Raw genomic sequence first — 24,344 nt, forward strand, 5'->3', positions numbered from 1 at the left:
GGGGACGAGAAGAAGGTGATATAATCGCCTGCCGAAGAATTGCTAAACGTCTCAAGGATGGCGGGGCTTCGTTGGATCTCATCGCGAATGTTTCCGGCCTTTCCGAAGAAGAAATCCAAAGCCTGTAAAAAGCTGTCTTGACTTTACAAATTCAGCCCCGCCTCGTGCGGGGCTTTTGAAAGTTCTTTTTTGAACCGAAAGACTTTGTGAAGTTTTTCAGTTAGCCTTTTCTATATTTGAAGAAGCTGCTCCCGAAAGAAGAGAAAGAGGAATTCAAAATGGACTTCATCAAGACATCCAAAGCCTACGGCTACGAGACCATCGCCGACGCCGAAGAGAAGGCCCTCGCCGCAAAATACGAGGAAGGGCGCGACGAAGGCATCGGAATCGGATTTGAAAAGGGTCGTGACGAAGGTATCGGGATTGGCATGGAAAGGGGACGGGAAGAAGGCGACTTGAATGCCCGACGCGAAATGGCGAAAGGTTTCCGCGATGCAGGTGTTCCTGTAAATATCATCGCCCGGCAGACCGGCCTTTCCGAAGAAGAAATCCGGAATTTGTAATTCACATTTTCAAATCCAAGCCTCGCCTCGAGCGTTTTTTTTGTAAATACGAAAAAGCCCGCCTTAAAAAAGGCGGACTCTTTTAGAAATCAGGAGAACTTCGGAAGGAAACATCTACTTGTTCCGCCGGCAAAGCCTTTGCGAACCTTTCGCCGAAGTTCTTGACCGATTACAATACCAATTTACTTAAACTTCTTTGTTCTTTCAAGGAAAAAAAGCGTGTTCCATAGACCACGATAGCATATTCCATGTTGGAAGAAATTTTGTTTGCCGTCCTTTTTCTATTTTTGGCTTGAGGTTTATATGCACATTGGACATTTTGAATACGCCCGGGTCGAAGACGTGAAGCCGCAAGGATTTTATTTAGAAGTAGAAAGCGGAGGACGAGTTCTTTTGCCCGGTTCCAAAGCCCCCGAAGGATTGCAGGAAGGCGACGAATTAGAAGTGTTCATTTATGTCGATAACGAAGGCCGTCCAATAGCAACCATACAAAAGCCCTATGCGACCGTCGGCGAGTTTGCCGTTCTGGAAGTCAAGGACGTCAATGAAGTCGGCGCTTTTTTGGACTGGGGCTTGGACAAGGATCTTTTTTTGCCTTACAAGCAGCAACTCGGAAAACTTCTGCCCGGAGATCGCTGCGTGGTCTATATTTTAGAAGACGAACGCACGGCTCGCATTGTCGCCACGGAAAAAATCAAAGCGTTTATCGACAGGGATACGCGGGATTTGCACATTTCCCAAAAAGTCGATCTGGCGGTCTATGATGTCGCTGAAGATTACGTCGATTTTCTGGTAAACTATCGTTATACGGGTCGATTGCATCTGAATTCTTTCATTCAGGACACTTTTGAAATCGGAGATTGCGGAGTGGGCTACATTCAAAATATCCGCGAAGACGGCGGTCTTTCCATCAGCCTGAAACCTGTGGGCTACCACGCGACGATGGATGCCGCAGACGACATCATTCAAAAGTTGGAAGAGGCTGGCGGTTCACTTCCCTATTCCGACAACAGCTCGCCCGAAGAAATCCAGCAGGAGTTCGGCGTTTCCAAAAAGGCGTTTAAAAAAATCATCGGCGGACTCTTCCGCCAAGGGCGCATTTTTATCGGGAACGACGGCATCCGTCTTGCACCTAAAAAAGAAAATCGGCGATTTTCCCATCAAAAGCCGCGTAAAAATTTTCACAAAAACTCTTAATCGGAGAAAAATATGCTTTCGTTAAAAAATGGCATCAACCTAGGCGGATGGCTTTCGCAATGCGATTATTCAATCCATCGGTACGAGACCTTTATTACAGAAAACGATTACAAGCAGATTGCAGTCTGGAATTTCGACCATGTTCGGGTTCCATTCGATTTTAATCTTATCGAAGACGAGTCCGGAAACGATATTCCCGCCCACTGGAAATATCTGGACAACGCCGTCCGCTGGGGAAAAAAGTTCGGATTGAACGTCATTCTGGATTTGCACAAAACCGCGGGTTATGATTTTAACGATTTCGGAAACAATGAAAAAAATTGCCTATTTGACGACGAAAAATTGCAGGAACGCTTTTTGAATCTGTGGAACAAGGTTTCTAAACGCTATGCCGAAGAATCTCACGTCGTTTTAGAATTGCTGAACGAAGTCACCGATTTGGATTTTATCGAACCATGGAACAAGTTGATTGTCCGGGCGGTTCAAGTCATTCGCCAGAACACCGATGCTCCAATTATCTATGGCGGCGTCTGCTGGAACAGTGCTTCTTTTGTACAAAATCTGGTTGTGCCTCCGTCCCAAAACATCATCTACACGTTTCATTTGTATGAACCGCTTTTGTTCACGCATCAGAAAGCCGGCTGGGTAGAAGCCCTCAAAGATTCGCCGAGCATTCCTTTTACAGAAGACATTCAGTTCTTCCGTGAAAAGTCCAGAGACCTCGGTTATATGGGCGAAAACATTTTGAAGACAAAATCCTCCCGAATGGGAACAGAATTTTTTGAAGATTTTTTGAAAAACGCGCTGGCCGCGGCAAAGGCGAACGGCGTTCCGCTCTATTGCGGAGAATTCGGCGTTATCGACAAAGCCGATCCCCAAGAAACGGTCAAATGGTTCCGCGACGTTTTGAACGTTTTTGACAAACACGATATCGGACACGCCATTTGGAGCTATAAGGACATGGATTTCGGTTTGACAAACCCGCATTACGAACCTCTTCGCCGGTATCTTTTTTCAAGACGATAACCTTTTTTAACGTCAAATGACGCGTCTTCTGACCGTCCTTACTTTCAGTTACTTCACTTCATTAAATCCCAAATACGAACTGAATCCTAGCATATACATTGCTAGAGTTAAATTCACATCTTCGTCTCCGGCTTTGTAATGTCGTGCCTCTTTTTGCACTCTGAATAGACAGTATCATCTTGAATTTTATCAGTAGATATTTGCGGCGCAACTTTTGCTATAACTTCAGGCAATTTCATGCAGACTTTATAAAAGGTGTCCGATTGTCCCGTAACAATGCAGTAAAATTGATCTATGCTTACTCGGCGAATTCTTTTATGGTGGACTTTTTGCTTGTCAACGGATGTTTCCCAGATTATGTTTTGAGAATCGTTTGCAATAGCTTCGACAAGATAGCAGGCGCAATCATCGTCATTGCATAATTGTTGTTGCATTTTTTTGTGCGTTCTTTCGGCACTGGAACTATTCATTGTATTGTGCTTGTTTTTCATTTCCACATAAATTGTATGCACGAGTTCATCGCTTTCTTTGTTTGGAGCGAAATAAAGACCCGCCGGATTTTTAAATATCACGTCCCAACCGCCATTTTTCCCATTTGGCGGCACGGTGCATTTTTCCATATACTTGAAAATGTGCTGATGAAAATAGCCAATGTAATTGTTGTTTGTCTTGTCCCTTTGTCGAGTTATTTCATTGTTGATTAATTCTTGCCATGGAATTCCGTATAAAGCCTTGTCGAATGCAAATTTTACAGGATCGATGATGTTTTTGTTAAAATCTTTCAATGACATCGATTTAAGGGATTCCCTGTAATTTTCGATGGTTCTGCGTACATGGTTTTCAAAATCATTTTCTGAAATAAAATCCAAATCCCACATGGTCAAACCTCTTTCAGAACTTTTGCGATTTGAATACCGATGTCCTTTGCTAAATTGACCGGAACGGCGTTGCCGACTTGCTTGTATTGCTCCATCAATTTACCCGCAAATTTCCAATTGTCAGGGAAAGACTGGAAACGGGCATTTTCACGAACACTAAATGGGCGAACTTCCAGAGGGTGGCACCTGTCCGTCTGCTTCATTCCGGGATTTGTGAGAACTGCCAACGAAGGCTCGTTCAAACTTATTCTGCGTAAAATTCCGGTCCTTCCGCCTTCCATTTCCTAGCAGGTTTTCATATACTGTTTTGCAATTTCAGGATCAATGTCCCGCCAATATCCGCCCGGTGGAACTAGTTCAAAGACCTTCTCCTTGGCCTCTGAGTATCTCGCGCAATGGTCTTTGTCCGGATTGAGATCGAGTTTGACATCTTTTAAGACAGGCTTGTATTTATGAGGTTTCGGAAACTCGAATTTCACCTTTGCAGCCAAATCTTTACGAATGCCGACTGTAATCAAGCGTTCCCTTTTTTGGGGATTGTTGTAATCCCAAGCATTTAATACTTGGTGAAAAGTCACGTATCCTGCATCTTCAAAAATGTTCAGAATGGTATGGTAGGTTTTTCCCTTGTCGTGAGATAAGATTCCCTTTACATTTTCAAAAAGGAACATCTTGGGCTGCAGTTTATGCAAAAACGTCGCATAGTGATAAAACATCGTTCCGCGGACATCTTCAAGCCCGAGCCTTGTCCCTGCGTAGCTAAAACTTTGGCATGGAGCTCCGCCAGACAACAAATCAAGTTCATTTCGCTTGATCTTGAATTCTTTTGTCAAATCCCGTTCTGCGACTTTGGCAACATCTTCGCACAGAACGTTCCAGTCGGGACGATTGCTTTTTAGAGTCTCGGCGGCAGCCTTGTTAAATTCTACTAGTCCAATATGATCAAAGCCCGCTTTTTCAAGGCCTATCACCAAACCGCCGGTTCCTGCAAACAGTTCAATAGACTTGAATCGTTTTGCCTTGCTTTTTTGCGTCGCCATTTTCGCTCCGTCTTGAAAGTGAACGAGTCCACTCTCGTTGGAGCATCAACAGGACATTTCATGGAATCAACAACACGCACGCCCCTGTACAAATAGCACAAGAGACAATACGCCCATATACGGTATAGGCATTGCGAGTTTCGTCTTATTCCTTGTATCTGAAAGTGTCGAGTTTTCTAGCCAAGAACAAGAGTTAAACTCTGGATGCGAGTTTGCTCTCATTCAGGCATAGTATCACGGATTTTAAGAAAAAGGCGTGAAGTTGAATGCGTTTACCAGCTAGAGGCTCTCGACTGCCCGATACAAATAAACACAAACAACTCACGCCCCCAAAGGCCGTTGCGCTCATTCGGCAATTCTAAAAAGAAATAGCCACATAGCAAAACGATGCGGCAAGCTAAAGCCGGTCGCAGACGTGAGCGTTCGTCTTACTCTCTATATCTGGAAATTGTCGAGATTTCTAGCCGAGAATAAGAGAAAACCCTATTTTCATATTGAAATATAGATTTTTTCTATTCAAAAGCAGCCGCCGGAATATATAGAGCATTTGTATTTCTTCGGATGGAATTTCCTTGCCAAAAGAAACACGACTTCCAGATGAAAAAACTAGGCTTATACGACAACAAATCTTTTTGCTCCCGAATTTCTTTACGCCATTCCTCCATTTATGGAATATAGAATCGCACTTTTAGGTTAGAAAATTTTTTTGCAATGTCATAAGCTTTGTAGGCAATCTCATCTGTCTGCTCGTCATTTTCGGCAACAGGAATGCAAAGAGTTTGTACTTCAGGGAAACGTTTACAGAAAATTTTAAATTGTTCTATAAAGAACTTTTTGTTCCAGAGGCACGAAATGGCTCTAACCCTTAAATACGCCGTAGATGTATTCGGCTCCATTTCGAAAATAAACCACGAAGGATGATTTCTTCCATCTTTATTTGTCAGCCAAAGATCGGAGTCCTCTAACCCATCTTCAAAATCGGCAAGCCAACGAAGAGCCTTCTGATTATACTTTTCCATTGAGGCATAAAGTTTATCGTTCATCAGAACTTGAGAAAAGGGATCATTTATGGCATTCTGCAATCCGTAAGCAAATGAACCCATCGTATGTTTGGCAAAATGTTCAAAACCTGGCAAATCATTTAAGCGAATCGGCTTTTTGCAAATGAAATCCGTTCCATAAACGCCATAATTTTCATTTTCAAAAGCTTCAATTTCTTCGACTTGCGTATAGCACCACAAATAGAAATCTTTTTGTCTATGACCTCTTTGTTTCATTCCAACAATCAGATAAACTCGTTCGCCTTTTAATTTTAGGCAATCCCTCTTTTTTGAAACGGTAATACCATAGTCGCTCACAGCATATTTCAGCATATCGACCGATTCCAAATGCGGCGTGTGATGGCAAGCCACAAAGTCCGCCTGATTTTCTTTAATGAGATAAGGCGCGTCGATAATGGACTTTCCAAAACGCAAGTGCGAAGTCGTCATGGAGCCGGACTTTTTGGAGTCGTAAACGAAATAGCCCTGAGCATAATTGTCGGTTTCGTTGCCGATAATCTTGATGGATTGGGCAGGGGGGGGGCGTTCCCCACTGGCGTGGGTCGGGCTATATTCTGGGGGCGATCGGCTGCGCTAACGCTTGCCGCTCACCTCCCAGAACCAAGCCCCGCTTCGCGGGTCTTGTCCCCAAGGGGTCACTATCCCTAACGCAAAAAATAGAGAATGAATGTTCCAAAAGATGTTTGTAGTTCTTCTAAAAATCAAATAATCTGTCAGGGAAATTCTTTGAATTACGCATTTTAAATATTTCTGTAGTAACAACGGTTTCTGTTCCATTCACATCTACAGATACAATCATTTTTTTAAGGTTGTTATTTACATCATATTCAAATGTTGTCAATACATCCGCATTATCCTTGGCGGAATGAGTTTTTTCAATGCGGTTGCGTTTGCTGTTATAGAATAAAGAGCCTACTTCGCCTTCAATAAGATATAAGTCTTGAGAAATATACTTTGGAGCATTCCATTTACCCGAATCAAGAGGATTAAAGTTTCCGTATGAATATTCCTTAAGTGGTTCTCCGTCGTAGTGAACGATTTTGTATTCTCTAGTGGCTAAATCAACAATCTTCATTCTATCGCCATTTACAATGCTTCGCTGATTTAAAAAAGAACTTCTGATTTCCATATAGGATTTATTTGTACCTTTATTGACAATATGCATATCTGTTTGACTAGAAGATGTTAAGGTTTTAACCGTTACACGTAAACGAACTTCAATGGAATCTTTGGGTATATAATATTCCTTAAGATTTGTTTTAATCTGTTCCAAAGTTAAAGCAAAGGGCTGAGATATAATCAGGGCAATCAAAAAGATAATTTTCTTATACATAAGTCTATTCCTTTATACAGCGGATATAATACTTCATTGTTTCTATGCTATGCCCCAATGAAGAAACGCTCATGTAGTTATAACAAACATAGAGTGTATAAAAATAATCAGAACCGTCTGATTCATTTGTCCAAAAAGAAACATCGATGTTTTCGTTACGGCTTTCTGTTAAATAAGCAAATCCCCCAGCTCTTAAAGACATCCCGCATTTGTTGGTATTTATGGTATCTTGTATATTTTCCCAATATCCTGCGGAGAGAACGTTCATTCTATTATCTATTGTAATTAGGAGATTATCATAATCATTTGACTTTGGCATACGCCATCCTGCCGGACACAATTGATCTAAATTTTTACCAAGATAGAGTCTTCCATATTTTTCACAATTCTCTGGCAAACTATCATAACAAAAGCTACCCGCAGCTTTATAATTTAGGCTTTGCGCCATCCAAACCTGGTCACCAATTGTCGTATATCGATATTCCTGACCATCACGTTCATCAATGAACGTTCCGCGGTTTGGCATACCATAAATATTTGTTCCTTCTGAAGGACAGGTGGATGCCGCATCAAAACTATCGTCTGCATCAGTTGTGCAGCCACTTAGAACAATAGTCAGGATACTAAGTACAGTCACGACTATTATGGCTTTGTGGTTTCTAACCGATTCTGGTGTTACTGAATTCATAACGAACTCCTATCTGAAGATTTCCCAGGACAGAATCTCATTCCCGCGACGGAGAACAAGGTAACTTCCTGGTGTGAATGTGTAATTTGAAATTGAAACAGAATGTTCGCCCTCGTTCCATATTCCATTGAACAAAGAGACAAGGGGCATACCAATTGCATTTACCGTTTCTAGTGTATAAGTTCCTTTTTCAGTCACATTCACATAGATTATGTCGCCATCGACATCAATCAAATCTTCATAAGAGTCCTTTGTCTTAAATTGACTGCTAAACCGTGGTTGAGGTGCGTACCCCCAAAGCAGATTTCCATTTAAATCCAGAACGACAGCAGAATCTGCTTCAATTAGTTCTACTTCATTTAAATTATGATGCGAGGGATCATCTTCTGCATCAAAACCAACACCCCATCCAGGGTTGTGAATTTCAAAATTTACGCCATTGCCAAAATCAGTTTTTTCTCCAGGGTTAAGTATGGTATTCGTATAAAGGAACGATACATAGTAGAGATCTCCGCCTGCACTCATCTTACTTGTAGCGGCAAAAGGGCTACTATAGTAATCAACTTCTTGCTTTCCGCTTGCATCCCGATAATAGTAACGAACTTCAAATCCTTCAATGGGTGTATCACCAGTATTCTCAGCGAGCATTGTCAAGAGACTTGACTGATTTGAACCAGCCTTAGCATCCTTCGCCAAGACGCGAACGCTCTTACGTTTCTTTTCTATCGGACCATCGGCATCGTAACAATTCCATTCGTTCAAGAGGATGCCGTCTGCATCCAAAACAGCAATTCCCTTTGCTTCAGCATAAGTGTCTGTTGCTCCGCCAGCGAAACTGGGATCATCAAGAGCATTCCATGGGAAATAGTAATCTGTACGATGCAATCCTATTTGGGGACCATTACCATAATAAGGACTTCCATAGGCTGGAATGGGTTCTGTCAGAGACAGTTCTCCGTAATATGTACTTCCTGCATCAGGAATAACGGACATCGGAGCATTGGGATAGAACGAGACTGCCTGAACAGCCTCGCCTTCTCCATTGTAGTAGTAACGAATACGGACATCCTTGAAACTCGTTCCCGTCAAATTCTGAAGCTGGAATCGGGGTCTTACCCAAGTGACATCCCCCTGATTTTCGTAGTGCATTCTTACGATTATACGGGGAGATGGATTCGTCCAGGACGCTTCATCATACCCCATTTGCTCTCCATCAATATTAGCACTTGAGCTAGCCAAGGCTAATGCAGCAATTCCAAGGTTGCCAATAGGCTGTATTATAATTTCATTAATGCCCGCTTTCAAATTAATGTTAAGACCTTCAATTTTTTCGCTTTCCCAGAATCCTGTGGATTTTAACTTATAGGTTCCAACACTTGTTCCATTTACTATTATTTTAACCGAAGACAAATCTGAAGCGTAATTGCGGTGAAGTATATAGAAACTGTAGTTGTCTGCCTCTACATCAGCCTTCCATGTCATATGGCCTTGATTGTTTGGTGATTTTAGACGAAGATACGACATTCCAGGAACTGAACAGGACTGGTCTACAATCAAGCCTTCTCTATCAGTCAATGATACTGCTCGAACCGATGCTATATTGACATCTTCTTCACTTAAAATTCCCGTAAATATACTCTTTATTTGTTTGTCAGTAAGGGCTGAAGAATAGAATCGTAAATTAGAAATACTGCCAACCGCACTGCGAATATTTTCGCTCAAAGCACCTATCGAAAGTTTGCCGTTACCCCCATATTGTAAATCGTTGTCTAATGTTATGGTTTCAACGTAATTTCCATTTCTGTAAAGACTGACCCTGTCTCCATTGACAACGATTGTCAAGTGTGTGGAGATATTTGCTTCACGAATTGTATTAAAATAGAATGTTTTGGAGCCTACCTTGATAAAATAACGTGATTTGGAGCCGATTCCAAAACTCCATCCATTTAAGCCGACAAAACTCAAAATAGACGCTTCTAATCCAGGCTTGCCATAGCCAGCATTAAAATAGAATTCGAAACTAAATGGTTTTAATGAATCTGTGACACCTAATTTATATAGACTCGTTGCGGCGTCTGATTTTTGATACAAATTGATTCCATATTTTCCGTTCCATGGGTTGCTTACTTTAGAAAGTAACATATCCATAGGATAGGGAGTATCTTTGGTCATTAATTCTTGAGCAGTGCTTCCTGTTCCTTCGACCATTGGGTACCACAGAACAAGACTCTTTGGGAACGGATAGATTTTTTCGCTTTGCTTGAGGACCTTGTCAAAATTGTGTCCCTTATCTTGAGCAATGACTGCAATAGAAGCTTTGCATCCTACACATTCAAAAAGTTGTTTCTTGCTGATTTCGAAATCTTGAATTAAAAGGCCGTCTTTCGGAATAGTCCTGCTCTCAATCAAATTTCCTGCAAAGAAAAGTTCCATTGTAATTGCTTCAAGTCCGCTTCCCGATTCAATAATTTCTGTTTCTACATGAATTTTCTTTTTATCATCATTTTCAACAACAGAAACATCGAGTTCCTTAATTTCTGGAGCTACCGAATCCAACTTAACAACGGGGCCTATTTTTTGAATTGTACTGCCATCAAGTCCGTAGTACACAATCGTTGAATTGTAGGAGGAATCTAACATCTGTAAATCCGAATTACGGATATTCCATATTATTGGATCTGTCGATATTCCTTGATGTTCCGAAGCTACATTGTCAATAGCAGAAAGCTGCAATAGATAGTTACTTTTCCCTGAACACGGATATGGATATTCGAGCCAACCATTATCGGTTCCCATCCATATGGTGTCCTTGTTCATTTCTTGACACGATAAATTGACTAATTCCTCTGGGTCTATATTCCTTGGCTCTACATTAGCAGCCTTTTGTGAATCCATAATAAGGAAGGTGGAAAAGGTCGGTGTTTCTGCGGACAATTGTACATAAGCGCATTCCTTCTCTGAAGAATTGCATGGTTGTATTTTTTCATCAAGATATGCAGATATTTGTGTTTCTAAAGGTATAAGTTTCTTTAGCTTATAATCTGGCTTGAATATTTTAACATCAGCGGGTTCTAATTTTTCATCCTTTAATGATTTAATGGGAATAGTCATGCTTATCGTAGGATATTTGCCTTTAGGAAATTCATGGGACGGCAATACTTCAATAATGGGTCCAACAGGAGCAAGACCATCAAATGTTTCGAATAGCATGTCATTATCTATGGTACGAACAGTCACATCTACATCGTTTTCCCAGGAACCCATAGGAAAATCGACCGATACATTACCATACATAGACGTTGCATGACCTATTTCATTCGCTTTAACAAGTTCACCCATGTGAACGTCTAGCTGACGGTAATATGTCGCTCCTCCTGTTCCTTTATATGTAAGGAAGAAAGAAGTATTCCCCTGCAATTCATTGACGTTTTTATAAGCGAGAAATTGATATGGATTATCCTTTGAATTTTTGATTTGCGTACCAGTCTTGATTCCGTATCGAACACCATTGTTTACATAAGAAAGAACCCAATCTACATTGTCTCCAGGAACCTGACCACGTAAGGTTACAATTTCATCTTCTCTTTCCAGGAAGTCTTCTTTATCCGTACGGCGAATTTCAAAAAAGTGATCTTCTTCTTTGCCATTCTCTTTTGTTACATAATTTACATCGAAATATTCGTGTTTCCTTAGTGTTGGGTCTATGTCTGTTGGACGCTTGTATATTTCTGCATTTTCAACACTTTTTATAAAAGCCCAATCCGTCAATAAAACCGAATTCGCCTCATTCTGACTTACAAATTTTTCTAAGGAAACTTCATGATTCAGTGTTTTGCTTGCAAATTGGATATGATCCTTCGAAGGAACATAAGCCAGTTCTTTGGTTTCAAAGGAACCCTCATTGAAGATTTCACATTTACGTTCTTCTTTTTTACATTCACTTTCCCATGATGATGGAGAAACAATTATGGTTCGTTCGCCTGAAGGCCCTTTGTTCGAATGTGAATCTTGATCAAAATCGATGAAAGGAACCATGTATTCCCATCGTAGAGACGATTTATTCCATTTTATTTCAGATTCGTCTATGCTGATTTTTTTATTTAGTAAATTATTCACCTTTAGATTAGGAACGATGTTTTCTGCTGTTTTCTTAGTCAAACCCTTTTCATATTGAGAATCTGTCAATGGATTTCGGATGAATCCGTTCTTCTTAATAGCAATAAAATTATCCCAAATGTTATCATTCCATTCGTTCCATCCCGTATGTACATGAGATACGAAACTGTTTTCTCCATAGAAAACATAACCATCAGGAGCCGTAATTTTTTTGTTTCCCAAATATGGATATTCAACTTCTTGAGAAGATTGGATGATGGCTTTCATATTTGCACTAGTTGCATCGCTTATAGAAACGGCAGGAGCAACGCTAAATTCAATGTCTAGAGGTAATGTCTTATATCCGTCAAAAATATTATACTCTTCTTCATTTTTTTGATTTTTACTCAAAAAAGTTTTCGAATTAGATCCTGCGGTTGCTTTAGCTATAAAATGAACTGGATTTGCATCAACATCGGTAAAGAAACGCCATTTAAATAGTGATTTAGAGTGGTTGTTTGAGGAATTGCCGACTTCTTCGGGAAAAAGCAGCGGGTTTTCAACTTTGTTTTCCATTGGCAACGAAAGTGCTTCAAAAACGGTTATGCCGCCTGAAACATCCTTTTTGTTCCATTCGTTACCATCATAATGATGATTTTTTGAGATCCTGGAAAGGTATCCCGAACCATAGAGCGATGAATTTGTAGGGTCAAAACGAACATATCGGTTTGCCAGGTTGTTATATCCCCATTTGTAATTTCCTAAAGCAGGTTCCCAATATTCAGAATTTACTGTCAACTTTACAGAAACATCTAAATTTGTTGTACTCCCACGGTTGTTGCATTTTCCACTATATCTACCACTTCCGTAACCTTTATCTCGATCTGTTGGATAAACTTCCATTTTGAACATATTTTTGTGAACATCATAGTCTTCCTCTTTCTTGTCGCCAACTGATCCACAAACAAAACTTTTTGAATTTTTAGGTACACAGGTGTTTGGTAATTCTTTGTTGGAGAAAACAAAATCATCAGATGATTTTTTGAAATTTTTTATTTCATGTTCCCATAAAGGAACTTTTCCCCAATAAGTGTACGAATTATAAATGAAATTATCAACTTGAGATGCGTTATAAGCTTTATTCCATATTTTACCCCAATCTAAGTTATGGCTAATCTCTCCAACTTTTTGTCCATCTGAGAACCAATCGGATAGACCTTTATAAGCACTTATGGGAAAGACTATTACTTTAAGATATATGTCATATTCATGTCCGCTTCCACCAGCATCATAACCAATAACCGTTTGACTATTACCCATTTTAAGGGCTTTTGTAACGGCTTCTGAAACTCCATCTTTATTGGAAAATTTTTCCTTACTTAATGTTGCCGTATATACATAAGCCTTATCATTTTCATCGCACCAAAAATCAAAACCATGTCCTTTAGTTGCCAGTAGTGTAACAATGGCAACTTCGAATTCATTTCTTTGACGATGAATGCCAAGACAAGGTCTATTTTTCTTATAGACATAAGGATACTGTGTTCCATTGGCAATGTCCCATTGATAGGTAAATGAACGATCTCCTTCTTCAAGCACCTGTGCACTTACATTCGCTTTCAATAAGTAATCGGGTCTTCCTGTATAACGCCATACATTCGTAGGACCTTCAATAGCTTCGTCCATACGTAAAACCGCAGGGCTTCCATTTTTTGAGTCGTCTTTTGAAGCCTCTAAAACATTGCCAGCAATATCTAATTGGAATGAATGATATTTCTTGTCAAATATTTTTCCATTTTCATCCTTCGCTACTACATATACTTTATAGTTGCCGCTTTTCGTCGCAACAAATCCGTTTTCTGTTGACCCGTCCCAACTAACAGAATTTGCCTTGTTGGAGGCCCCCGCAAGGACAAACGAATTATTCATTAAAGTTTTTATATGGCTTCCTTTCTCATCCTGTATTTCAATGGTCACATAAGCAGACCGTCCGCTGAGTCCAAACTGAAAACCATATTTTGCTGTGGCAAAAGGAGTCGTTACATCCGATTGATCTAAAAAGTCAATATAATAGTTTTCGAGACTGTTTTCTGAAATTTCAATTTTTGTGTCGTCAAAAGACAAATACCAAGGCTCACTCTTACTTATTACATTACTTGGATTATTCTTGTCATAAGCAATAACGCTGATTCTGGCGAGTTCTCCACTAGGATATACCTTGTTTATCAAACCGTTCCAAACGATTTCACCCTTATATTTGTCAAGATTTATGTTATATATTTTTTCAAATTTTCCTTCCACAGATGAAGCGTCAACTATAAATCCTGTTTCTGCTTTAAAGCGAATTTTTACATTATTTCCGTTGAGGTCCCATGTTTTAACAGCGTTATAAGCAGGTGTTTCAATGTTCCCGATTTTAATAGATTCAACTGTATATGAAAGAGGATTGTCGGAAGTAGAAGGTGTTGTTTTCTCTGTGTCAAAACTTACATTAGAAATTGTATAGTTTAACTTTAATTGAGGGGGTAAACGTTTTGTTGTTTCGCTATCAACGACAACTCCTTCGGCCGAACCAATCCATTGAATATTCCAAAATTCTTCATTATTGGAGTCCTTTTCTTTCCATACAGACAACCCTTTTTTGCCTGCTTCAGCGACCGTTGTATAGGGGCAGGTGCTCATGGGGTCAAATGTTGTTTCCAAGGCTCTCGCATAGACATTTGGATTTGAAGCAGAAGGTGCTTCTATAATTGCCTTGACATACCAATTCGATGCATCGGGGATATTAGACAGTTCGATGAAGGCGGATTGATTATTCCCAGCAACATGATGCGTGGGCAAGGTAACTTTTATTTCCGGCTTGCTATCAGGGGTTTCTTCGGAATCATCTACATATACGATTCTTTCCGTGGATACCCATTCGCAATTTTCTTCTTTACAGCCTCTTACAGAAAGCTTAATGACATAATCTCCTGCTTCAAGACCATCAACATTCCAAATGGCCAAGTCCCTATCGGATGTCGAAGTCTTCAGATCCGAAACAAGATTTGTTATTCTTTCTTCCATCCATTTTGAATCATCATCCCCCAATTTTTTCCACAAAATCTTGATTTCGCCTAAATTGTCATTTCCATCAATAATTGGATTCGGAGCAATACCTTTGATTAGAACTTGACCATACATGATTTCGTTTAGATTATCATTTGGAAAAGTGATTTGCGGGTAGCGTTTGCCCATTCCTAAGAAATTAACTTTTTGGGTAAAGTTACCGGCATCATCAAAGCAGCCTAGGTAGATATACCAAAATCCATCCTTTGCATTGTTGACAAATTGCTTGTAATCAAATGAATATGAACTTTCTTTGCCGTTTTTGCTATTTGTCTCTAAAGTTTTTATTTCATTCCAGTTGGCGTATCCATCATTAATAACAACTTTTGTATAACATATCAAATCCGAACGATTGCGGATGTCGTCATCAATTTGATTAACAAAAGTATTTGCAGGCTTGAGATCTTGTAGGCTGTTAAAGGCTACACCTCCCAATGCAATTGTCGAGATAATTGGAGCCGTTCTATCCACTTTTATTTTGTCATCAAAGTTTTTTGTTGAAATATTTCCTGCTTCGTCGGTCAATATAATTGAAAGAGAATAAACCCCATCTTTAATTCTATTTGCATCTGGTTCTATAAATTTAAAACGTTTTTTTGAATCTGTTACAGAAAAACTAGAAGTATAGGTTTTCTTGTATTTATTCGTTTCATCTTCCAAAACAATGTCTACTAAAATATCTGTTGTTTTTCTTTCCAGTAAATTCTCGATAATGTCAAAAGATATCAATAGGGTATCCCTAGAATTTAATGTTATTTTTGCGTCCGTTGATTTTTTACTAAATGATGAAATTTCCGCTTGCTCACTCTTGTACGAAACAACTTCATTCTGTATATGCGGTGCTATATTATCAACCAATATTGCTTTATGCATGGTTTTGCCGTTTATGCCTTCAATAAACTCACCATTGGCGTCGAGCACCGTATTCCATGAGGATTTTGCGGAATCCTGAGATACATCTGACAGTAGTTTTGTAATATTGCTATTTGGGTTCGCAAAATCGTAAGCTTGGACATATAAATCAGCCCAACCATTCCAACTGACATCGCTGCCATTCCATCGAATTAAATAAGAATTTTCTGCGGAATGACTTTTATGAAGTAATTCGACAACATCTTTTGTCCCTCTTCGAACGATAAAACTACGAATTCCACGAAGATATTTATCATCTAAGGAGTCAACAACGCCGACAACATCGTTGCTTTTATTAAGCGATACAGCCTTATCGGATGTATGCAGAATGAAATTTGGCGATGTTGTATCTAAATATACAATGGTTGTCAGATATTGTGTTTGAGGATCAGATCCTTCTGGCTGAATTTCAATGTTCCATTTTATTAAATATTCACCATCGACTATTGACTTGTTTATTAAAGCGTCTCGTAAAACCGAAGTGAGGTGGAAAGACTCATTGTCCTTTGGAGAAACCACAACCGGGATGTTTTCCACCTTGATTTTTCCATCCAAGCCTTCCAAGGACAATTCTGCCTTGGTAACTACAAAAGGATATCCCAGATTATTTACATATGCACGAACAGTATCAAGTTTTGAAATTGTAGCATAGGACTTAGGCCAATTTTCTTCAATCAGGGGATCTGTTGCCTGCCAGAAAAATGCAAATTTGTGATGGTTTTTTCTGCCAATTTTATTTGTTATGAATATATTGACAATGTTTGGTCCATCCTCCTCTACGCCACCTTCTAAACCAATTCCCGCTTTTTCAGCATAAGTTCTCGGTCTAAAGGTAAACAGGCCGTCTTTTTGTACGGGATTTCCAGAAAGTTTTTCATTGTATGAATATTGTTCATTTGTGCCAACGTAAACGGCCCATTCATTTTCATTTGAATGTTCAAAAATAAATTGGACCTTCGTGTTAAAATCAATTTTAATAGAATTGAACTGGTCTGGTTGATAGTCATCGATCTGAAACTGAATTTCTTCTATAGCTCCGGTTGTGTATATTGGCTTGTAATTATAATAATGAACTTTTCGATAGCCGTTTGTATAATCAACATTTTTAAAAGTAAACTCTTGCGATGTTGATTCTGAATTGAAACTAATTTGATTAAGATTATTCAAATTATATGTTGCTAAGGGTTTCTCGTTCGGACTTAACCATTTCTCTAAGTCTGCGTATGAATATATGTCGTTGTTATCTGTTGTTCTACTAAAAACAAGTGGTATGATTTTCTTATCATTCATCACCGTAGCTATTGAAACATGGGGTGTACCAAAAAGCATCTTTTCCATATCATTGTATGGTACAGAATGTTCTTTATTACGGTAATCGTTGAATTTTGCAGTATTTTCTTTTTTATCGATAGCCTTTTTCAAAGCAATGTATTTTGCTATTTCTAGCTGATTCGTCTTGGCTATAGCGTCTTTCATTTTTAAATTCATATCTGTAATCAAAGCGACATTTGTGGCAAATTGGGCCGCTTTACAAGCTTTTTCTGCCGCAGGAGTGAGTGCATTTGCTATAAGACATCCCGCGGTTAAGCCGACATCTATATCCTTACGAAGATTTTCCAGTTCTCCGATGTCTTCAACAAGTTCCAAATACTCCTTAATACTTTCGTAATTTCCGCTGTTCTTTTTTACATAGTCGTTTAAAGAATAGCCGATACGAGCAACATTTGCTTCCTTAAAGGCTAGGACATTTTTTCCCAAAGCGCTATATGATGGCACCTCAAATGTTCCGTCATCAAAAAAGTTCAAGGAGTAATTAGAGAGACTCCCCGCTAGTATATTTCTGCCGGTCCTTAATTTTTCGGATATTTCATTGACATCTGAAACTAATTTGGAAATATCTGTAGAATACTCTTCGATGAATGTCGAGAACAGCTCATTCTTATATTCATCAGGCAAGTATTTGCTAAGAGTTGATACTATAGTCCAAATAGAACTGGCAATATTTTCTTTATTGTATTTTAATTTTGAAAGCGTGGATATATCTCTTGCATATCCTACAATGTCGCCACCATATTCTCCGTACGCAGATGATAGTTTATTAGCAAAATCTTTAAGTTCGGTTGATGCTATTCCATTGGCCGCATCTTCTGCAATTTTTTTCAAATCATCTTCATTTGCAGGAATTCCGTATTCATTTGCTGCATTTGCTATTGCCGTCTTGAATGCTGATTCTATTTTTTGCTTGTTGATATGATTTTTTTGCTGATTAGCAAAATCAGACAAAGTCCTTCGACCATTTCCAAGAGTTGGCAACCCATAAGAGAATACTATGTTGTAGTCAGGATGGGCGAACCCATTCATTTGAGGCATTATGTTCAGAAGCTGTAGACTTCCAATATTCTCTTCAGCAACTTCAATCAATTTGTCCTTTTCTAAAACTTTTTTATATACATTGTCATTGAGATCCGCATCTTGTGCGAGATATAGCATAGATGCTTTATATTTCTTAAAATTATCAAGTGCTGGACTTACCGCTTCTGCCGCACTACCAGGATCTTGAGCAATCCCAATAACGGCTTCTTTGACTAAAGAAATTAATATTTCTTGCAATTGACCAACACCGCCAACTAAGTAAGCGGTCAAAATAATTGGGATTAGTTTTGTATAATCCGAAATAGACTTTATTTTATCAAGCTCTCTAGAACCATTCAAGAGAACTTGATCAGCAAAACCCGAACCTTCATGAGGCGTATTGAAAAATATTACATTTTCAATTTCGCCTTTATATTTGCTGCTTTGAATATATTCACGAACTGCAAGACCTGCAACACCTTCCGAAATAATAACAAATTTAAAAGGGATTAAATCTGGATTTGTTTTTTTTAGGTCGGCTAATTTTTTGCCATTTTTTTTCAATGAAACGACCTTTGCATTCTTTGTATTTGCAAACCAGTTAATCGTTGCTTTATTAAATATGGAATTATCTCCAATAAATAGTTCATTCGCTGCTTCGGAAGGCGTGTTTGCCATGCTATATGAGTGACAATAGACATATGAATCATCTCCCATGGAAAGATTTTTCTTGATGCCGAGATTATCCCAAGTGACATCTGAAGTAGATGTACATAAGTCTGATGCATCCAACATAATGAAAATTTTTGATGGATTTGGTTCGACAACCGATCCCAATGCAATGGATGTCATTATCAAAATTAGAATCAAAACAAATTTATGATTTTTCATTTTTTTATAAGTGTGTTTTTTTAGCGGCACAAATATAGAAAAAAGTTGTTTTTTTGAAAAATTTTGGCAGGCATTACACATATGCGTAATTTTTTTTAACGAATGTTTGAGCGGTTTATGAAAATCAAAACACCCCGCCACTTTTTGAGTGACGGGGCGTTTTCATCAGGTCAGGATCCTTCGCGACCAACGGTCGCTTAGGATGACGCATCAACCGCTTACAGGCTGATCAACCCTTCCGTATCCTTAGACATTGCGTCATAGAAGGCATAACGTGCGTCCACTTCCTTCTGGAGATCTTCAGCGAGCTTCTGCGCGACTTCGGGTTTTGAACGGGTCAAAGCCTTGAAGCGGTTCTCGGTGTAGATGTATTCCTTCACCGGAATGGTCGGCTTCTTGGAATCGAGGATCAGCGGGGCCTTGCCTTCTGCGGCGAGTGCCGGGTTGTAACGCAAAAGCGTCCAGTAGCCGGAATCCACCGCCATCTTCTGGTGAGCGAGCTGGTTGTTCAAATCGAAACCATGGTTGATGCACGGACAATAGGCGATGATGAGCGAAGGACCGTCATGCGCTTCCGCTTCCTGGAAGACCTTCAGCGTCTGCGCATCGTTTGCACCGATGGCCACGCGACCCACATAAACGTTCTTGTAGCTCATTGCAATAAGCCCCAAGTCCTTTTTACCGGCGCGCTTTCCTGCAGCGGCAAAGAGGGCGACTGCGCCACGGTTTGTCGATTTGGATGCCTGTCCACCCGTATTGGAATACACTTCGGTGTCGAGCACGAGGATATTGACATTTTCTCCGGTTGCCATCACATGGTCGAGTCCACCGTAGCCGATATCATAAGCCCAGCCATCGCCTCCGATAATCCATACGGATTTTTTGACCAGATAGTCGGCGAATTCGTCCGCCAATGTTTTGGCATCGTCGCTGCCGATTTTCTGAAGTTCCGCCTTCAACTTGGCGACATTTTCACGCTGAGCCTGGATGCCGGCTTCGTCTTTTTGCTCCTGCGTTTTCAATGCGTTAACGAGGTCGGCAGGAAGCTTGTCTGCGAGGGAGTCCAAAAGATCCACCGCCTGTTTTGCATGCTTGGAAACGCCGAGGCGCAAGCCTAAACCAAATTCGGCATTGTCTTCAAAGAGGCTGTTCGCCCAAGCAGGGCCGCGTCCGTCCTTGTTCTTTGCCCAAGGAGTCGTCGGGAGGTTGCCGCCGTAGATGGAAGAGCAGCCTGTCGCATTTGCGACGACCATGCGGTCACCGAAAAGCTGGCTTACCAAACGGACGTAAGGCGTTTCGCCGCAGCCCGCGCAAGAGCCGCTAAATTCAAAGAGCGGTTCCAGAAGCATCGCCTGCTTGACTAGGCTCTTATTGACCTGGGTGCGGTCAAATTCCGGGAGATCCACAAAGAAGTCCCAGCACTTGCCTTCCTGCACTTTAATGGGAGCCTGCGGAACCATATTGATGGCTTTCTTGGTTTCGTCGGTTTTGTCCTTGCCGATGCAAGCCTGCGTGCAAACGCCGCAGCCCGTACAGTCGTAACTGGAAACGGAAAGGGTGAACATCGGCTTTTCGGAACCCGCAAGCTTGTAGCCCTTTGCCGCCACGGATTTGAATCCTTCTGGCGCATTGGCGAGTGCGGATTCGTCCACAACTTTGATACGGATCGCTGCATGCGGGCAGACCATCGCACACTTGCCGCACTGTACACAGACGTCCGGATTCCAGCTAGGAATCGCCAAAGCGAGGTCGCGCTTTTCATATTTGGTCGTGCCCGTCGGGAACACGCCATCCACCGGCATTTTCGAGACGGGCAGTTTTTCGCCGTTGCCGCGGATGATTTCCGCAGTGACTTCGTTCACGAACTGCGGGGCGTCGCCGTGAATGGCTTCGCGGAACTCCGTTTTGCTCGTTACCGCATTCGGCACTTTGACTTCGTGGAGGTTCGCGAGAGAGGCGTCGATTGCGTCCCAGTTTTTCTGAACGACTTCCATGCCTTTCTTGGCATAGGTTTTTTCCGCATACTTCTTGATGTATTTGATGGCGGTATCTGCATCCAAAACGTTGCCGAGCTTGCTGAAGAAGCAAGTCTGCATGACGGTATTGATCCGGCGTCCCATTCCCGTTTTCGCAGCGACGGCATAGGCATCAATGACATACACCTTGAGATGCTTGGCAATAATCGCTTCTTGTACGGGGCGAGGGAAAGTGTCCCACACGGTTTCAGCAGAATGCGGCGTGTTCACGAGGAATGTCGCCCCATCCTTCGCATATTTCAGCATATCGACCGATTCCAAATGCGGCGTGTGATGGCAAGCCACAAAGTCCGCCTGATTTTCTTCAATGAGATAAGGCGCGTCGATAATGGACTTTCCAAAACGCAAGTGCGAAGTCGTCATGGAGCCGGACTTTTTGGAGTCGTAAACGAAATAGCCCTGAGCATAATTGTCGGTTTCGTTGCCGATAATTTTGATGGAGTTCTTGTTGGCGCCGACAGTGCCATCGGAACCCAGACCGAAGAACATCGCCTGGAAGAAGTCGCTTTCGAGCTTGAAATTCGGATCGACATCCAAACTGGTGTGGCAAACGTCATCGTTGATGCCCACCGTGAAGCGGGTTTTCGGGGAAGCCTTGGCGAGTTCGTCAAAAATCGCTTTGACCATCGCCGGCGTAAATTCCTTGGAAGAAAGGCCGTAACGCCCGCCGATAATCGACGGAAGCGCAATTTCGCCTTTCATCGCTGCACCGGAAATCGCCGTGATCACATCTTCGAGAAGCGGCTCGCCTGCGGAACCCGGTTCCTTGGAACGGTCGAGGACGGCAATTTTCTTTGCGGTTTTAGGCAGAGCGGCGACAAGCTGTTCCGAGGGGAACGGACGATACAGGCGCACAATCAGCACGCCGAGCTTTTCACCCTTCTTATTCAGATAGGCGACCGTATCCTTGATGGTGGAAGCGGCCGAGCCCATCACGACGATGACGCGTTCCGCATCGGCGGCCCCGACATAATCCACCAGATGATACTGGCGACCGGTAAAGCTCGCCACTTTGTCCATATATTTTTGGACGATTGCCGGATACGCTTCGTAATATTTATTGACCGTTTCGCGACCCTGGAAATAGACGTCCGGGTTCTGGGCTGTTCCGCGCATGGTCGGACGATCCGGAGTCAGCGCGCGTTCGCGGCAAGCCTTGACATATTTTTCATCAATGACCTGACGAATGACGCCGTCTTCGAGAGATTCGATTTTCATCACTTCGTGCGAAGTACGGAAACCGTCAAAGAAATGCATCGTCGGGATTCTGCCTTCCAGAGTGGAAGCGTGGGCGACGAGCGCCAAGTCCTGGCATTCCTGTACGGAAGAAGAGCTCAGCATGGCAAAGCCCGTCTGGCGGCAGGCCATCACGTCGGAATGGTCGCCAAAAATAGAAAGGCCCTGCGCGGCAAGCGAGCGGGCTGTTACATGGAAAACCGTCGGGGTGAGTTCACCCGCAATCTTGTACATATTCGGAATCATCAGGAGAAGGCCCTGAGATGCCGTAAAGGTGGTCGTCAAAGCTCCCGCCTGAAGTGCTCCGTGCACCGTTCCTGCGGCACCGCCTTCGGACTGCATTTCAAACACGCGGGGAACTTGGCCCCAGATATTCTTTTTACCTGCCGCACTCCAGTTGTCCGCATGCTCGGCCATCGGGCTAGACGGGGTAATCGGATAGATAGCGGCGACTTCGCTTACTTGAAAAGCTACGTTGGCGGTGGCTTCGTTACCGTCAACGGCAATCATCTTTTTTGCCATAGGTAGGATACTCCAAAAATTAAGTAAACATCTCAACGCATCGTTTTCGAGATATTCTGGGCATAAAACTACATTTTATTCGACGCTAAATGCGGGAAAAAATCAAAAAAAAGGATAAAAGAACTTTTCCTGCGACTTGGATAGCTGACAAAAACGGCAAGAAAAGAGGTGAAACCGCCCAAAGCAAAGCACTTGCTGTTTTAAAAAGCCCATATTAAATCCGGATTTTATTATATTGGCAAAACGGAGAACAACAAAAATGAAGGATTTTGCAAGAGAATACCACGCCAAACACCTGGGCAACTGCGCAATGTCCGTTGCCGCCGCCTGGCTGAACGCCCATGAAAGCGACCCTTCCGAAGTCGAAAAATTTAAAACCTGCGGTGCGGGGCGTGCTCCCGACGGCCTGTGCGGAGCACTTTACGCCGCCACGCAATTCATGCCCGAAAAAAAGGATGCCATTGTTCAGGAATTCAGCCGGGTTGCCCAAGGAACTCTTTGCAAGGAGATTCGCAGCAAGACCAATATGACCTGCAATGACCGGGTCGCCCTTGCCGCCGAAATCCTTTCGCATCTCGAAGAAAAATAACCTGTTCGATTTGCTCGATTTTCACATTCACATCGCGCGACTTCCCCGCCCGGAAGAAATTTCCCGAGCGCTCGTCCGTCGTGGCTATAAGGCTGTTCTTGTCGCCTGCGAGCCCTGGGAATGGGAAAGAATCGAAGCGTTGCTTCCTCTATGGAAAGATTCGGCGATTCCCTGTTTTGGCATACACCCGATGATCGCTGCGAATTTGAATCGGGAAGAACTTGCCGCCTTGCGCTCCCTGCTGCACAAATACCCGCAGGCCTTTGTCGGGGAATGCGGACTGGACAAGCGTTTCCCCGGCTATGCGCCCGGAGAAATCCAAGAAAGCGTATTTCAAACCCAAGCGGAAATGGCTCTGGAAATGCAACGCCCGCTGATGCTCCACTCGGTCGGCGATTCGCGTCGCCTTTTGAAAATTCTCGAAGGAGCTGGATTTTCGCCAACTTGCGGACAGCCGATTTTTCACCGATTTTCTGGCGATGCGGAAATCGTCAAACGGGCGCTGGCGTTGAATGCGCTATTTTCCTTGCATTTAGACAGTTTTCGCAAAAAATCCTTTTGTCGCGCGCTCCCGCTCATCCCGGCAGAGAGAATCCGCTTTGAAACCGACGCCGACGAAAGTTTTTTGATGCCCAGCCCCGAAGCCCTGGAAAGCAACTTGCAGGAATGCGTTCGGCGTTTTGAATGGCTAAAAATGGAACGAGATTCCGAAAACCTCTGAATTCGTTTAGATATTCGCGAAATTTGCCTCTTTTTAATTTCGGCAACGCTGAAAAACTTTTCTTCTTCTGTTTTGGCGATGAAAAGCGCTTTTAAA

Annotated in this window: 12 protein-coding genes and 2 pseudogenes; 6 read left to right on the forward strand and 8 right to left on the reverse strand. The window is 41.9% G+C overall.

What is annotated here, in order from left to right; genetic code table 11:
• Positions 1 to 278: 278 nt before the first annotated feature.
• From B5D40_RS03410 to B5D40_RS03420, 3 genes are all read left to right on the forward strand, one after another.
• Positions 279 to 563: a hypothetical protein gene (locus tag B5D40_RS03410; RefSeq protein WP_144319674.1), complete on the forward strand. Its 285-nt coding sequence runs from the start codon at positions 279 to 281 to the stop codon at positions 561 to 563.
• A 303-nt stretch (positions 564 to 866) separates the two neighbouring features.
• Positions 867 to 1,760 carry a CvfB family protein gene (locus tag B5D40_RS03415; RefSeq protein WP_078775779.1) on the forward strand — a complete coding sequence of 298 codons (894 nt, stop codon included), beginning with the start codon at positions 867 to 869 and terminating at the stop codon, positions 1,758 to 1,760.
• Between the two features lie 12 nt (positions 1,761 to 1,772).
• Positions 1,773 to 2,786 carry a glycoside hydrolase family 5 protein gene (locus B5D40_RS03420; RefSeq protein ID WP_078775780.1) on the forward strand — a complete coding sequence of 338 codons (1,014 nt, stop codon included), beginning with the start codon at positions 1,773 to 1,775 and terminating at the stop codon, positions 2,784 to 2,786.
• Positions 2,787 to 2,899: 113 nt separating this feature from the next.
• Here B5D40_RS03420 and B5D40_RS03425 read toward each other — a convergent pair whose 3' ends face one another.
• The 8 genes and pseudogenes from B5D40_RS03425 to nifJ form a co-directional block, all read right to left on the reverse strand.
• On the reverse strand, positions 2,900 to 3,664 hold the full coding sequence (locus B5D40_RS03425; protein WP_198950979.1) for an Eco47II family restriction endonuclease: 765 nt from the start codon (positions 3,662 to 3,664) through the stop codon (positions 2,900 to 2,902).
• 2 nt (positions 3,665 to 3,666) lie between these two features.
• Positions 3,667 to 4,704 (reverse strand): annotated as a pseudogene (locus B5D40_RS03430) (DNA cytosine methyltransferase).
• Between the two features lie 665 nt (positions 4,705 to 5,369).
• Positions 5,370 to 6,077 (reverse strand): hypothetical protein, encoded by a 708-nt coding sequence (locus B5D40_RS15865; protein ID WP_198950980.1) that lies wholly within the window; start codon positions 6,075 to 6,077, stop codon positions 5,370 to 5,372.
• Positions 6,063 to 6,272, reverse strand: a pseudogene (locus B5D40_RS16435) (2-oxoacid:acceptor oxidoreductase family protein); the annotation flags it as partial. The pseudogene B5D40_RS16435 and the gene B5D40_RS15865, both read right to left, overlap by 15 nt.
• A gap of 187 nt (positions 6,273 to 6,459) precedes the next feature.
• Positions 6,460 to 7,098 carry a hypothetical protein gene (locus B5D40_RS03440; protein WP_078775781.1) on the reverse strand — a complete coding sequence of 213 codons (639 nt, stop codon included), beginning with the start codon at positions 7,096 to 7,098 and terminating at the stop codon, positions 6,460 to 6,462.
• Between the two features lie 4 nt (positions 7,099 to 7,102).
• Positions 7,103 to 7,786 (reverse strand): FISUMP domain-containing protein, encoded by a 684-nt coding sequence (locus B5D40_RS03445; protein ID WP_078775782.1) that lies wholly within the window; start codon positions 7,784 to 7,786, stop codon positions 7,103 to 7,105.
• 9 nt (positions 7,787 to 7,795) lie between these two features.
• The gene (locus B5D40_RS03450; protein WP_143394314.1) at positions 7,796 to 19,225 is read right to left on the reverse strand and encodes a LamG-like jellyroll fold domain-containing protein; all 11,430 of its coding nucleotides are present in this window, start codon (positions 19,223 to 19,225) and stop codon (positions 7,796 to 7,798) included.
• A gap of 137 nt (positions 19,226 to 19,362) precedes the next feature.
• Positions 19,363 to 22,938 (reverse strand): pyruvate:ferredoxin (flavodoxin) oxidoreductase, encoded by a 3,576-nt coding sequence (gene nifJ / locus B5D40_RS03455; RefSeq protein ID WP_078775784.1) that lies wholly within the window; start codon positions 22,936 to 22,938, stop codon positions 19,363 to 19,365.
• Positions 22,939 to 23,027: 89 nt separating this feature from the next.
• Here nifJ and B5D40_RS16285 point away from each other — a divergent pair, with 89 nt between their 5' ends.
• From B5D40_RS16285 to B5D40_RS03465, 3 genes are read left to right on the forward strand one after another with little or no spacing between them, the layout of a single operon-like run.
• Positions 23,028 to 23,156 (forward strand): hypothetical protein, encoded by a 129-nt coding sequence (locus B5D40_RS16285; protein ID WP_255404457.1) that lies wholly within the window; start codon positions 23,028 to 23,030, stop codon positions 23,154 to 23,156.
• A gap of 41 nt (positions 23,157 to 23,197) precedes the next feature.
• Positions 23,198 to 23,527: a hypothetical protein gene (locus tag B5D40_RS03460; protein ID WP_073303300.1), complete on the forward strand. Its 330-nt coding sequence runs from the start codon at positions 23,198 to 23,200 to the stop codon at positions 23,525 to 23,527.
• Positions 23,475 to 24,248 carry a TatD family hydrolase gene (locus tag B5D40_RS03465; protein ID WP_095849448.1) on the forward strand — a complete coding sequence of 258 codons (774 nt, stop codon included), beginning with the start codon at positions 23,475 to 23,477 and terminating at the stop codon, positions 24,246 to 24,248. Before B5D40_RS03460 ends, B5D40_RS03465 begins: the two co-directional genes overlap by 53 nt.
• Positions 24,249 to 24,344: the final 96 nt, after the last annotated feature.

The sequence above is a fragment of the Fibrobacter intestinalis genome, assembly GCF_900167415.1.
Classification (GTDB): Bacteria; Fibrobacterota; Fibrobacteria; order Fibrobacterales; family Fibrobacteraceae; genus Hallerella; species Hallerella intestinalis.

Excerpts from the sequence above, each read along its gene's own strand:
- B5D40_RS03410 (WP_144319674.1), top strand. The coding sequence starts at position 279 with ATGGACTTCATCAAGACATCCAAAGCCTACGGCTACGAGACCATCGCC.
- B5D40_RS03415 (WP_078775779.1), top strand. The coding sequence starts at position 867 with ATGCACATTGGACATTTTGAATACGCCCGGGTCGAAGACGTGAAGCCG.
- B5D40_RS03420 (WP_078775780.1), top strand. The coding sequence starts at position 1,773 with ATGCTTTCGTTAAAAAATGGCATCAACCTAGGCGGATGGCTTTCGCAA.
- B5D40_RS03425 (WP_198950979.1), bottom strand. The coding sequence starts at position 3,664 with ATGTGGGATTTGGATTTTATTTCAGAAAATGATTTTGAAAACCATGTA.
- B5D40_RS15865 (WP_198950980.1), bottom strand. The coding sequence starts at position 6,077 with ATGCTGAAATATGCTGTGAGCGACTATGGTATTACCGTTTCAAAAAAG.
- B5D40_RS03440 (WP_078775781.1), bottom strand. The coding sequence starts at position 7,098 with ATGTATAAGAAAATTATCTTTTTGATTGCCCTGATTATATCTCAGCCC.
- B5D40_RS03445 (WP_078775782.1), bottom strand. The coding sequence starts at position 7,786 with ATGAATTCAGTAACACCAGAATCGGTTAGAAACCACAAAGCCATAATA.
- B5D40_RS03450 (WP_143394314.1), bottom strand. The coding sequence starts at position 19,225 with ATGTGTAATGCCTGCCAAAATTTTTCAAAAAAACAACTTTTTTCTATA.
- nifJ (WP_078775784.1), bottom strand. The coding sequence starts at position 22,938 with ATGGCAAAAAAGATGATTGCCGTTGACGGTAACGAAGCCACCGCCAAC.
- B5D40_RS16285 (WP_255404457.1), top strand. The coding sequence starts at position 23,028 with ATGCGGGAAAAAATCAAAAAAAAGGATAAAAGAACTTTTCCTGCGACT.
- B5D40_RS03460 (WP_073303300.1), top strand. The coding sequence starts at position 23,198 with ATGAAGGATTTTGCAAGAGAATACCACGCCAAACACCTGGGCAACTGC.
- B5D40_RS03465 (WP_095849448.1), top strand. The coding sequence starts at position 23,475 with ATGACCGGGTCGCCCTTGCCGCCGAAATCCTTTCGCATCTCGAAGAAA.